The 11,795-nt window shown below is 60.4% G+C and carries 11 protein-coding genes; 6 read left to right on the top strand and 5 right to left on the bottom strand.

What is annotated here, in order from left to right; translation table 11 throughout:
- Positions 1-294: 294 nt before the first annotated feature.
- Positions 295-813 carry a glycine cleavage system protein R gene (locus IC37_RS14985; RefSeq protein ID WP_030129964.1) on the top strand — a complete coding sequence of 173 codons (519 nt, stop codon included), beginning with the start codon at positions 295-297 and terminating at the stop codon, positions 811-813.
- 215 nt (positions 814-1,028) lie between these two features.
- On the opposite strand, the gene rarD is transcribed toward IC37_RS14985, so the two are convergent.
- The 5 genes from rarD to IC37_RS14960 all read right to left on the bottom strand — a co-directional run bounded on the left by rarD (position 1,029) and on the right by IC37_RS14960 (position 6,936).
- The gene (gene rarD, locus IC37_RS14980; protein ID WP_030129965.1) at positions 1,029-1,916 is read right to left on the bottom strand and encodes an EamA family transporter RarD; all 888 of its coding nucleotides are present in this window, start codon (positions 1,914-1,916) and stop codon (positions 1,029-1,031) included.
- A 190-nt stretch (positions 1,917-2,106) separates the two neighbouring features.
- Positions 2,107-3,081, bottom strand: coding sequence for a serine/threonine protein kinase (locus tag IC37_RS14975; RefSeq protein WP_030129966.1), 975 nt, complete (start codon positions 3,079-3,081; stop codon positions 2,107-2,109).
- 209 nt (positions 3,082-3,290) lie between these two features.
- Positions 3,291-5,192, bottom strand: a complete 1,902-nt coding sequence (locus IC37_RS14970; RefSeq protein ID WP_030129967.1) for a PhoX family phosphatase — start codon at positions 5,190-5,192, stop codon at positions 3,291-3,293.
- Between the two features lie 58 nt (positions 5,193-5,250).
- Complete coding sequence (locus IC37_RS14965) at positions 5,251-6,015, bottom strand: TOBE domain-containing protein (protein WP_030129968.1); 765 nt, start codon at positions 6,013-6,015, stop codon at positions 5,251-5,253.
- A gap of 180 nt (positions 6,016-6,195) precedes the next feature.
- The gene (locus IC37_RS14960) at positions 6,196-6,936 is read right to left on the bottom strand and encodes a ComF family protein (RefSeq protein WP_030129969.1); all 741 of its coding nucleotides are present in this window, start codon (positions 6,934-6,936) and stop codon (positions 6,196-6,198) included.
- A 90-nt stretch (positions 6,937-7,026) separates the two neighbouring features.
- On the opposite strand from IC37_RS14960, the gene bioB reads away from it, so the two are divergent.
- The 5 genes from bioB (at position 7,027) to bioD (ending at position 11,690) form a co-directional block, all read left to right on the top strand.
- Positions 7,027-8,082 (top strand): biotin synthase BioB, encoded by a 1,056-nt coding sequence (bioB, locus tag IC37_RS14955; protein ID WP_030129970.1) that lies wholly within the window; start codon positions 7,027-7,029, stop codon positions 8,080-8,082.
- 223 nt (positions 8,083-8,305) lie between these two features.
- A complete protein-coding gene (gene bioF / locus IC37_RS14950; RefSeq protein WP_030129971.1) occupies positions 8,306-9,484 on the top strand; it encodes an 8-amino-7-oxononanoate synthase in 1,179 nt (392 codons plus the stop codon).
- Positions 9,477-10,208 (top strand): alpha/beta fold hydrolase, encoded by a 732-nt coding sequence (locus IC37_RS14945; RefSeq protein WP_030129972.1) that lies wholly within the window; start codon positions 9,477-9,479, stop codon positions 10,206-10,208. Before bioF ends, IC37_RS14945 begins: the two co-directional genes overlap by 8 nt.
- On the top strand, positions 10,201-11,013 hold the full coding sequence (bioC, locus tag IC37_RS14940; protein WP_030129973.1) for a malonyl-ACP O-methyltransferase BioC: 813 nt from the start codon (positions 10,201-10,203) through the stop codon (positions 11,011-11,013). Before IC37_RS14945 ends, bioC begins: the two co-directional genes overlap by 8 nt.
- Entirely contained in the window at positions 11,010-11,690 is a 681-nt protein-coding gene (bioD, locus tag IC37_RS14935; protein WP_030129974.1) for a dethiobiotin synthase, read from the top strand. The genes bioC and bioD overlap by 4 nt, the downstream gene beginning before the upstream one ends.
- Positions 11,691-11,795: the final 105 nt, after the last annotated feature.

The raw sequence follows: 11,795 nt of genomic DNA, 5'->3' as shown, positions 1-11,795 counted from the left end.
TTAGACTAATTACGTCGTTCTGCGACCCCGTGACGCATTGCAGTCACATCGGGGCACGGGATGTTCTCAAAAAACTATTGGATTGTTCCAGTTAAATATAAAAACTTGTACACGATTTGTTTCTTCAACTGAATCGGCGGTGCCTTCATTCGCGAGCAAGCCCGCTCCCACAAGGTCATGCGCAATCCTGTGGGAGCGGGCTTGCTCGCGAAGGCGTCAGACCCGTCACCGCAGACTCAGCCCTTGCCTATACTTGTTTTTCTATAACAAAAGTCGTGACCAGAGGGCTGCGCCATGGACCATCTCGTACTCACTGTAATTGCTCCAGACAAGCCCGGGCAGGTCGAGCGCATTGCTCAATGCATTGCCGAGCACGGCGGCAACTGGCTGGAGAGCCGCATGTCGCGCATGGCCGGACAGTTCGCCGGGATTCTTCGGGTGGGCGTACCGGCTGAGGCCTACGACGAACTGGTAGACGCCCTACACGGATTGGGGGCGCAGGGCATCCGTGTGATGATCGCCGAAAGTGGCATCGAACAATCCTGCACCTGGAAGCCGATTGCCATGGAATTGGTGGGCAATGATCGTCCGGGCATTGTGCGAGACATTACGCGTCTGCTGAGTGAGCAGGGCGTGAACCTGGAGCAGTTGGTGACCGAAGTTCGACCGGCGCCGATGAGCAGCGAGCCGCTATTCCATGCCGAGGCGATTCTTGCGGTGCCACTGACCTTGTCGCTGGAGGTGCTGCAATCGCGCCTGGAAACCCTGGCGGACGATCTGATGGTCGAATTGGTACTGCGCAGCGAACCTTGAAAAGGTTATCCAAGTTATACGTGCACCTGCCTGTGGATAACCTGTAGAGACTCCTTCCCAGGCCACGTCGACCGGGGTTCTTCAGGATCTGATCAAAAAACCAGCAGTTTCAGTGACTTGCGCACAAACGCCGGGGATCACACTGTGGATAACCTTGGGAAGGATGGATGCAGGCCACGGGAGACGTGGCCTGTAGAGGTTTGTGCGTTTTCTGATCAGCTGCGGCGGCGCAGACTTATCCACGCGTCGACGCTGTAAACCGCTAGACCGGCCCAGATAAAGATGAATGCCACCAACGTGCTGGACGACAAGTGCTCGCCAAACAGCAGCACGGCTTGCAACAACACCAGCGTCGGTGCCAGGTACTGGAGAAATCCGAGGGTGGTGTAGGGCAAGTGCCGGGCGGCGGCGTTGAAACACACCAGCGGCACCAGCGTGACCGGACCGGCAGCTACCAACCACCAGGCTTCGGAGGTGGTCCAGAATTCAGCTTGCGCGCTGCTCGCCGTTGGATTGAACAGCAACCAGGCGACAGCAATCGGCACCAGCATCCAGGTTTCCACTACCAGCCCCGGCAGGGCCTTGACCGGTGCCTGCTTGCGGATCAGTCCGTAGAAGCCGAAGGTCAATGCCAGTACCAGCGACACCCACGGCAGACTACCGACTTGCCACACTTGCTGCGCAACACCGACCGCCGCCAAGCCAACCGCCAGCCATTGCATGCGCCGCAGCCGTTCGCCGAGGATCAGCATCCCCAACAACACGTTTACCAGCGGGTTGATGTAGTAACCGAGGCTGGCTTCGAGCATCCGCCCGTTGTTCACAGACCAGACGTAGGTCAGCCAGTTGGCTGCGATCAACGTGCCGCTCAGGGCCAGGATTGCCAGGCGCCGGGGGTTTTCACGCAGCTCGCGCCACCAGCCGGGATGCTTCCAGACCAGCAGTAGCAAGGCGCCGAACAGCGCGGACCACAGCACTCGGTGGATGATGATCTCCACGGCGGGCACGTTGGCGATGGCTTTGAAGTAGAGCGGGAACAGTCCCCAGATGATGTAGGCACTCAGGCCCAGGATGTACCCGCGACGCGGGTTGGCGGCTTGCATGAGAATCCTTGCTTAGGCAGCTAACAAAGAGGGGATTGTAAGGAGATTTGTCGAGATATGTCGCGGACCTTGTGGGAGCGGGCTTGCTCGCGAAAGCGGTAATTCAGTCAGCATCTCTGTTGAATGTGAAACCGTATTCGCGAGCAAGTCGAATCGTCGCACCGCCGCTCCCACATTGGATTTGTGTTCGTCAGAATAACTTCAGTGGCTCTTCATTGAGCGCAGCCAATTGTTCACGCAGCGCCAGCACCTGATCGCCCCAATAGCGCTCGGTGCCGAACCACGGAAAGCTGCGAGGGAACGCCGGGTCGTCCCAGCGACGGGCGAGCCAGGCGCTGTAGTGCATCAGGCGCAAGGCGCGCAGCGGTTCGATCAGCGCCAGTTCCCGCGGGTCGAAGTCGTGGAATTCGTTGTAGCCGTCCATCAATTCCGACAACTGACCGAGACATTCCTGACGATCACCCGCCAGCATCATCCAGATATCCTGCACGGCCGGCCCCATGCGGCAGTCGTCGAGGTCGACGATGTGGAACATCTCATCGCGGCACATCATGTTGCCGGGGTGGCAATCGCCGTGCATGCGGATGTTTTGGTGCGGCGTGGTCTGGTAGACCTCTTCGACGCGCTTGAGCAAATCGCGGGCAACGGACTCGTAGGCCGGTAGCAAACTTTTGGGTACGAAATTGCCTTCGAGCAATGTCGTCAGCGAGTCCTGACCAAAGTTCTTTACTCCCAGCGCTTCACGGTGTTCGAACGGTTTTGTAGCACCGACCGCATGCAGGCGACCCAGCAGTTGCCCCAGACGATACAGCTGATCGAGATTGCCCGGCTCCGGTGCCCGCCCGCCACGGCGGGGAAACAGGGTGAAACGGAAGCCGTTGTGTTCGTGCAGGCTGGCACCGTTGTGAATCATCGGCGCGACCACCGGTACGTCGCACTCGGCGAGTTCGAAGGTGAATTGGTGCTCTTCGAGAATCGCTTCGTTGGTCCAGCGCTGCGGACGGTAGAACTTGGCGATCAGCGGCTCGGAGTCTTCGATGCCGACCTGATAGACACGGTTCTCGTAGCTGTTGAGCGCCAGAATGCGTGCGTCGCTGAGAAAGCCGATGCTTTCGACGGCATCGAGCACGAGGTCTGGGGTGAGCGTTGCAAACGGGTGGGCCATGCTGACTCCTGCGCGCAGCAGGCTGCCGCGTCCGGCCAAGCATGGTAGCGCAGACGGGGCTTCTTTAGGGGGTGGGGTTGATATGAGTGTTGTCTGGGGTGACGCCTTCGCGAGCAAGCCCGCTCCCACATTAGATCTAAGGTGTGCCGCAAATTGCATTCACACTGAAGATCCCCTGTGGGAGCGGGCTTGCTCGCGAAGAGGCCTTATCAGGCGCCGACGATCCCGCCATCCTCGCGGGAAATCGCCATCACCGAAGACCGCGGCTTGCCGTTGGGCAGGTGCTCAGGGAATGTCGACCCACCGTTCTCCCCCGGATGCTGAATCCCGACAAACAAGGTTTTCTGATCCGGCGAGAAGCTGATCCCCGTCACCTCGCAGCCCACCGGGCCGACCATGAAACGACGGATCTCGCCGGTCACCGGGTCGGCACAGAGCATCTGGTTATTGCCCATGCCCGCGAAGTCACCTGCGTTGCTCGAATCGCCATCGGTGAGAATCCACAAGCGCCCGGCATTGTCGAAGCCCAAGCCGTCCGGGCTATTGAACATGTTCTGCGGGGTGATGTTCGACGAACCGCCCTTTGGCGTACCGGCATGGACGCCCGGGTTGCCGGCAACCACAAACAGGTCCCAGGCAAAGCTTTTCGAGCCGTGATCGTCGCGGTCGGTGCGCCAGCGCAGGATCTGCCCGTAGACGTTTTTCTCGCGCGGGTTCGGGCCGCCTACCGGTTGGCCTTCTTCGCCGCGTTTGGCGTTGTTGGTCAGGGTGCAATAAACCTGGCCATCCTTGGGGCTGACGACGATCCATTCCGGACGGTCCATGCGCGTGGCGTTCACCACGCTGGCGGCGAGGCGTGCATGAATCAGCACTTCGGCTTGATCGGCAAAACCGCTGCTGGCATCGATGCCATTCTTGCCGTGGGTCAGTTCGATCCACTGGCCTTGGCCTTTCGGGTGATCGGCATTGCCATCGCCCGCGTCGAAACGTGCCACGTACAAGGTGCCGTGATCCAGCAGGTCGCGGTTGGCTTTGGGGTTTTTGTGGTTGATCTTGTCGCGGCTGACGAATTTGTAGATGAACTCGCCACGTTCGTCGTCGCCCATGTACACCACGGCGCGACCGTCATTGGTTTCGGCCAGGGCCGCGTTTTCATGTTTGAAGCGGCCCAGCGCGGTGCGTTTGACCGGGGTCGACTGCGGATCGAACGGGTCGATTTCCACCACCCAGCCATGACGATTGAGTTCGTTGGGGTTTTTCGCCAGGTCGAAGCGCGGATCGTGTTGATGCCAGTTGATGTCTTTACTGGCCACCACCGCACCGTAGCGTTTCTGCGCGGCGTCGAACTTCTGCTCGGCATGGCTGCTGCCGAAGCAGTCGGTGAAGTTCTCTTCGCAGGTCAGATAAGTGCCCCATGGCGTCTTGCCGTTGGCGCAGTTCTGGAAGGTGCCGAGAACTTTCTTGCCGTGCTTGTCGGCGCTGGTTTTCATCAGCTCGTGACCGGCCGCCGGGCCGCTCAGGTTGATCGGCGCGTTACCGTGAATACGGCGGTTGTAGCGTGAGCCCTGGACGAACTGCCACTGGCCGTTCTTGCGCTGCACTTCGATCACCGACACGCCTTCGCAGGCCAGGGCCTTGCGTACGTCTTCCGCCGATTGCGGCATGCCGCCGTGGGGGTAGAGGTAGCGGTAGTTGGTGTATTCGTTGTTGATCGCTATCAGTGCCCGGTCTTTTTCACCGGGGAATTCGAACAGACTCATGCCATCGTTATTGTCGCCGAACTGGACTTCCTGCGCCTGGGCCGTGCCGTTGCCACTCGGGTCGAACGCCGGGCCATTTTTTTGCAGAGGCTGGCCCCAGCTAATCAGTACCGAGGATTTATAGCCCGGTGGCAAGGTGATGGCGTCAGTCGTCGCGGCGGCGATGCTGTCGAAGCCCAACAGTTTGCTGGAGCCAGCGTTGACACTGGCCGCCAGCACGCTGCGACTCAGCAGGTTGCCACCCAGAAACATTGCCGCGCCGCAGAGGGCGCCAGCGCTGATGAAGCCACGACGGCTGAGGCCGACCATCTTTTCGAGGTCGGTGGGTTGGTTGTCTTCTAATAGGCTCACATCAGGCTCCCTGCGGGTTTTTGCAGTCACCATAAAGAGCGTTAGTGACGCTTTTGTTTCAGAGCGGTGTCCCGAGCAAAATGTTGGATGGGGCAAACTGCACCAGCACCGCTTTCCCGCTAGCAAGCCCGAGGGATTGCAAGTGCAGCGGTTCGGCCAGGGCGCAGAGTGTCTGGCCATTGGGCAAACCGATGCGCACTTCACTGGGGCCGTCGTCGGCGTCGAGGATTTCTTCAATCGTGCCCTTCAGGCAGTTGTTGTCGGGCGCTGCAGCTTGATCGATGCCCAGCAACTCCAGCCAACCGGCCTTGATCAGTGCCACCACTTCGGTGCCGGTTTGCAGTTCCAGGCGCAGGGTGCTGTCGTGAGTGATCTGCGCATCGATACGCAAGCCTTCGGCCAGTTCAAGACGGATCCGGTCGTTGCGCCCCTGTGTATCGATCGCCACGACCTTGCCGTGCAGTTGATTGCGCGCGCTGGTTCTGAGCATCAGTCGACCGAGCAAGTCCAGGTCACTGGCCTCTTCGGCGGCTTCCAGCACCTGGGTCTGCAAGGCTTGCAACTTTTGATACAGACGCAACACGCGCTCGCCTTCGCTGGACAGCTTGGCGCCACCGCCGCCCTTGCCGCCGACGCTACGCTCCACGAGCGGTTTCTGCGCGAGGTTGTTCAGTTCGTCGATGGCATCCCACGCCGCTTTGTAACTCAGGCCCGCGCTTTTCGCCGCGCGGGTGATCGAGCCTTGTTCGGCGATGTGTTGCAGCAACGCGATGCGCTGCGGACGACGGACAATGTGCTGGGACAACAACGTAGGCAAGGACATGGCAAGACGCTTTGGGCTGTGGCAGTGGGGAGGACGTTGGCGGCTGGAAGCCTGGGAGTCAAGTCAGACCCTATCCTTGTGGGAGCGAGCCTGCTCGCGATGACGGCTTAACATTCAACGTTGCAGCTGACTGTCAGACCGCTATCGCGAGCAGGCTCGCACACACTGAATACCGTTGAGTCAGGCCCCATCGCCAGGTTTGGGAGTGCGGGCCAGGCAGTAGACGTCGACCCGCGCGGCCCCCGCATCCATCAACAAGCGAGCCAGGGCCTGAGCGGTGGCGCCGGTGGTCAGCACATCATCCACCAAGGCGAAGTGACGATCTTTGATCGAGGCCGCGGGCGCCAGGGCAAAGGCGTGGTGCAGGTTCTTTTTACGGGCGTCGGCATTCAGCTCTTGTTGCGCGCTGGTGTCCTGAATCCTCAGCAACAGCGTTTCATCACAAGGAATGTCGAGGCTGACGCTGAGCCAGCGGGCGAGCATCGCCGCCTGGTTGAAACCCCGCTGACGCAGACGTTTGGAGGCCAGCGGTACCGGTATCAGCGCATCGGGTCGGTCCAGATCTTCATCGAAGCGATGTTGCAGGAACTGAGTGAGAAGTTCGGCGAGCAGGCGGCCAAATGGCCACTTCGCGTTGTGCTTGAAGCGGGTGATCAAACTGTCGACGGGAAAGCTGTAAGTCCAGGGTACGGCGACTCGCTCAAACGCTGGCGGATGTTTCAAGCATTGGCTGCACGTCAGGCCCGTGGCGGGCAAGGGCAGGGCGCAGGTTTGGCATTGATCGCCCAGCCAGGGCAACTCGGTTTCGCAGGCCATGCAGATGGGTGTGATGTCGTCCGCGGCTTCTGCGCAGAGCAAACAGATCTGTTTGTTTTTTAACCAGATGTAAACCGGTCCTTCGTATCGTGGTTGACAGTGCATGAGTCTTCCTTAAATATGCCGAACATCCGTGTCGCGTCTGTGGGTATTCCATTCCCCAGCCGCTTGCCAAGCATAAACAAGGAAACGCCCATGAGCGCCAGCACCACTGCAACCCTGCGTCATGACTGGTCTTTGGCCGAAGTCAAAGCACTCTTCGTTCAGCCATTCAACGACCTGTTGTTCCAGGCGCAGACGGTGCACCGCGCGCATTTCGACGCCAACCGCGTCCAGGTCTCGACGCTGCTCTCGATCAAAACCGGTGCTTGCCCGGAAGATTGCAAATATTGTCCGCAGTCCGGCCACTACAACACTGGCCTGGAAAAAGAAAAACTGATGGAAGTGCAGAAGGTCCTCGAAGAGGCCGCTCGCGCCAAGGCCATCGGTTCGACCCGTTTCTGCATGGGCGCGGCGTGGAAACACCCGTCGGCCAAAGACATGCCTTACGTGCTGAAGATGGTCGAAGGCGTGAAAGCGCTGGGTCTGGAAACCTGCATGACCCTCGGTCGCCTGGATCAGGATCAGACCGAAGCACTGGCCAAGGCCGGCCTCGACTACTACAACCACAACCTCGACACTTCGCCTGAGTTCTACGGCAGCATCATCACCACCCGTACGTACAGCGAGCGTCTGCAAACCCTGGCCTACGTGCGGGATTCGGGAATGAAGATCTGCTCCGGCGGCATTCTCGGCATGGGCGAGTCCCTCGACGACCGCGCCAACCTGCTGATCCAGCTGGCCAACCTGCCGGAGCATCCGGAGTCGGTGCCGATCAACATGCTGGTGAAAGTCGCCGGTACACCGCTGGAAAATGCCGATGATGTCGACCCGTTCGATTTCATTCGCATGCTCGCGGTCGCACGCATCCTGATGCCGAAGTCCCACGTGCGCCTGTCCGCCGGCCGTGAAGCGATGAACGAACAGATGCAGGCCCTGGCGTTCTTTGCCGGTGCCAACTCGATTTTCTACGGCGAAAAACTGCTGACCACCGCCAACCCGCAGGCGGACAAGGACATGCAACTGTTCTCGCGTCTGGGCATCCTGCCAGAAGCGCGCGAAGAGCACGCCGACGAAGTGCATCAGGCCGCGATCGAACAAGCGCTGGTGGAGCAGAAGAGCAGCGAGCAGTTCTATAACGCTGCCGTCTGATCCAGCACAAATCGAATGTGGGAGCGGCGGTGCGACGATTCGACTTGCTCGCGAAGGCGTCAGTACAGCCGACATCAATGTTAAATGTCACACTGCTTTCGCGAGCAAGCCCGCTCCCACATTAACCGCGCTCAACCTGTGGGAGCGTGGCTTGCCCGCGATGGCCGTGACCGGTCTCCAGACAAGTCAGTACAGCTCCCCACATCTGACCTTCGAGGCCTGCATGTCTTTCGATCTCGCCGCACGCCTTGCTGCCCGTCGTGCCGAAAACCTTTACCGTCAGCGCCCGCTTCTCGAGAGCCCTCAGGGCCCGGAAGTGGTGGTCGATGGTCAGCCGTTGCTGGCGTTCTGTAACAACGATTACCTGGGCCTGGCCAATCACCCGCAAGTGATCGAAGCCTGGCGCGCCGGGGCGTCGCGTTGGGGCGTGGGCGGTGGCGCTTCGCATTTGGTGATCGGCCACAGCGGCCCCCATCACGCACTGGAAGAAGCCCTCGCCGAGTTCACCGGCCGCCCGCGAGCGTTGCTATTCACCACCGGGTACATGGCCAACCTCGGCGCAGTCACCTCACTGGTCGGACAGGGCGATACGGTGCTGGAAGACCGTCTCAATCACGCATCGTTGCTGGATGCGGGGCTGTTGTCCGGTGCGCGTTTCAATCGCTATCTGCATAGCGACGCGGCCAGTCTGGCCAAGCGCCTTGAGAAGGCCACCGGCAATACCCTGGTGGTCACCGATGGCGTGTTCAGCATGGACGGTGACATCGCCGACCTGCCGGCACTGGCGCGGGAAGCCAAGGCCAAAGGCGCCTGGCTGATGGTCGATGACGCTCACGGTTTTGGTCCGCTGGGTGCCAATGGCGGCGGGATCGTCGAGCATTTCGGTCTGAGTCAGGAAGACGTACCGGTGTTGGTCGGCACCCTCGGCAAGGCTTTTGGTACGGCCGGTGCTTTTGTGGCCGGCACTGAAGAGTTGATCGAAAGCCTGATCCAGTTCGCTCGCCCTTACATCTACACCACCAGCCAACCGCCGGCGCTGGCCTGCGCGACGCTGAAAAGCCTGGAACTGTTGCGCAGTGAACACTGGCGACGTGAGCATCTGCAGACGCTGATTCGCCAGTTCCGCCAAGGCGCCGAACAGATTGGCCTGGAGTTGATGGACAGCTTCACGCCGATCCAGCCGATCATGATTGGCGATGCCGGGCGTGCGGTTCGACTGTCGCAGATGCTGCGCGAACGCGGGTTGATGGTGACTGCGATTCGTCCACCGACCGTGCCCGCGGGCAGCGCACGCTTGCGCGTAACCCTGACCGCCGCTCACAGCGAGGCACAGGTACAGCTATTGTTAAATGGACTGGCCGAATGTTTTCAACAACTGGGACCGGAGCCAAGTCATGCGTGATCGTCTGATTCTGCTGCCGGGTTGGGGTCTCGGGATTTCGCCGCTGGAACCTTTGGTAGCTGCCCTGCAGGGTTTGGATGAGCACCTGCGCGTCGAGATCGAGCCGTTGCCGGAACTGGAATCGAGCGACCTTGAAGAATGGCTCGATGAGTTGGACGCGACACTGCCCCAGGATGCCTGGCTCGGTGGCTGGTCATTGGGCGGCATGCTGGCGTCCGAGTTGGCGGCGCGACGGGGTGACCGCTGCTGCGGCTTGGTGACCTTGGCGAGTAACCCTTCTTTTGTCGCCCATGAGCAGTGGCCGAGCGCGATGCTCGGCGAAACCTTCGATGCGTTTCTGGCTGGCTACAAAGCTGACTCGCGCATGACGTTGAAACGTTTTTCGCTGCTGTGCGCTCAAGGTGCCGAAGACCCGCGCGGGATGTCGCGACTGTTGCTCGCTGGCGCACCGCATACATCTTCGCCGGTGCTGATGAGCGGCCTGGAATTGCTCGCCCAGCTGGATACCCGACAAGCGCTGCAGGCGTTTCGCGGCCCGCAATTGCATTTGTTTGGCGGCCTCGACGGGCTGGTTCCGGCTGAAGCAGCGGGGGACTTGCTGGCACTGCTGCCGGATGTCGAAATCGGTCTGATTGAACAGGCCAGTCACGCGTTTCTTCTGGAAGACCCCCACGGTGTGGCGGGGGCGATTCAGGCCTTTTTGCATGAGTTTGGTGATGACTGATTTATCCCTTCCCAACCTGCCCGGCGGCTTGCCCGACAAACGTCAGGTGGCGGCATCCTTTTCCCGTGCGGCGGCGAGCTACGACAGCGTGGCCGAATTGCAGCGCGACGTGGGCAGCGAGTTGTTACATCGGTTACCGGAAGATTTTGTCCCTGCTCGTTGGCTGGATATGGGCTGCGGCACCGGGTATTTCAGCCGAGCCTTGGCGGAGAAGTTTCCTGTGAGCGCCGGAGTGGCGTTGGACATCGCAGAAGGCATGCTCAATCACGCCCGTCCCTTGGGCGGCGCCACCCATTTTATTGCCGGTGATGCCGAGCGCTTGCCGTTACGGGATTCGACCTGCGACCTGGTCTTCTCCAGCCTGGCGGTGCAATGGTGCGCAGATTTCGCCTCGGTGCTCAATGAAGCGCATCGCGTGCTGAAACCGGGCGGCATTTTCGCGTTTGCTAGTCTGTGTGTAGGCACTCTATACGAATTGCGCGACAGCTGGCGTCAGGTGGATGGCATGGTGCACGTCAACCGCTTCCGCGAGTTCGGTGTTTACCAACAGCTTTGCGCGGGCAGCGGCTTGAAGGTCGTCAGCCTCGAAACGCGTCCGCATGTGTTGCATTACCCCGATGTCCGCAGCCTGACCCATGAGCTCAAGGCGCTTGGGGCGCACAACCTGAACCCCGGTCGGCCGGGTGGTTTGACCGGCAGGGCGCGGATTCTCGGCCTGATCGAGGCTTACGAGCAGTTTCGTCAGGCACAGGGATTGCCGGCGACTTATCAAGTGGTTTACGCCGTGTTGGAGAAACCCTTATGAGCGCAGCCTATTTCATCACCGGTACTGACACTGATGTCGGCAAGACCACCGTCGCCGCCGGTTTGCTGCATGCCGCGCGATTGGCGGGCTTGAGCACGGCAGCGGGCAAACCGGTGGCCTCCGGTTGCGAGCTGACGCCCAAGGGATTGCGCAACGCCGATGCGCTGGCCCTGTTGGCCGAGTGTTCGATACCGTTGACTTACGATCAGGTCAATCCTGTCGCGTTCGAACCGGCGATTGCACCGCATCTGGCGGCGCGGGAGGCTGGCGTGGCGTTGACTGTGCAATCACTGTTGACACCGATGCGGCAGATTCTCGATATGCAGGCGGACTTCACCTTGATCGAAGGGGCTGGCGGCTGGCGAGTGCCGTTGGCGGATCAGGACAATCTGTCGGACCTGGCCATGGCGCTGGGGCTGCCGGTGATCCTGGTGGTCGGCGTACGGTTGGGTTGCATCAATCATGCACTGCTGACAGCCGAGGCGATTGCTCGGGATGGTTTGCAGCTGGCAGGGTGGGTGGCCAACATCATCGATCCGAAGACCTCGCGTCTGGAAGAGAACCTCGCGACGCTGGCCGAGCGCATTCCCGCGCCGTGTCTGGGGCGAGTGCCGAAACTCAAGTCGGTGACAGCCGACGCGGTGGCCGAACATCTGCAACTGGATCTGCTGGACTGAGAGGGTTGGCCTGGGTTTTACCTATGGCAAGGCATTGTGCCATTAGTGTTTTTGTCGGGCCTTTTGTCGGCGTGTCTGGTTCAATGGCTGCTGTTGATCCTTTGT

Source organism: Pseudomonas sp. QTF5 (genome assembly GCF_000512695.2).
GTDB lineage: Bacteria > Pseudomonadota > Gammaproteobacteria > Pseudomonadales > Pseudomonadaceae > Aquipseudomonas.
The sequence above is the reverse complement of the archived record's forward strand: the minus strand, read 5'-3'. Positions and strand labels throughout refer to the sequence as shown.

Excerpts from the sequence above, each read along its gene's own strand:
- IC37_RS14975 (WP_030129966.1), bottom strand. The coding sequence starts at position 3,081 with ATGGCCCACCCGTTTGCAACGCTCACCCCAGACCTCGTGCTCGATGCC.
- IC37_RS14965 (WP_030129968.1), bottom strand. The coding sequence starts at position 6,015 with ATGTCCTTGCCTACGTTGTTGTCCCAGCACATTGTCCGTCGTCCGCAG.
- rarD (WP_030129965.1), bottom strand. The coding sequence starts at position 1,916 with ATGCAAGCCGCCAACCCGCGTCGCGGGTACATCCTGGGCCTGAGTGCC.
- IC37_RS14945 (WP_030129972.1), top strand. The coding sequence starts at position 9,477 with ATGCGTGATCGTCTGATTCTGCTGCCGGGTTGGGGTCTCGGGATTTCG.
- IC37_RS14985 (WP_030129964.1), top strand. The coding sequence starts at position 295 with ATGGACCATCTCGTACTCACTGTAATTGCTCCAGACAAGCCCGGGCAG.
- bioF (WP_030129971.1), top strand. The coding sequence starts at position 8,306 with ATGTCTTTCGATCTCGCCGCACGCCTTGCTGCCCGTCGTGCCGAAAAC.
- bioC (WP_030129973.1), top strand. The coding sequence starts at position 10,201 with ATGACTGATTTATCCCTTCCCAACCTGCCCGGCGGCTTGCCCGACAAA.
- IC37_RS14960 (WP_030129969.1), bottom strand. The coding sequence starts at position 6,936 with ATGCACTGTCAACCACGATACGAAGGACCGGTTTACATCTGGTTAAAA.
- bioB (WP_030129970.1), top strand. The coding sequence starts at position 7,027 with ATGAGCGCCAGCACCACTGCAACCCTGCGTCATGACTGGTCTTTGGCC.
- bioD (WP_030129974.1), top strand. The coding sequence starts at position 11,010 with ATGAGCGCAGCCTATTTCATCACCGGTACTGACACTGATGTCGGCAAG.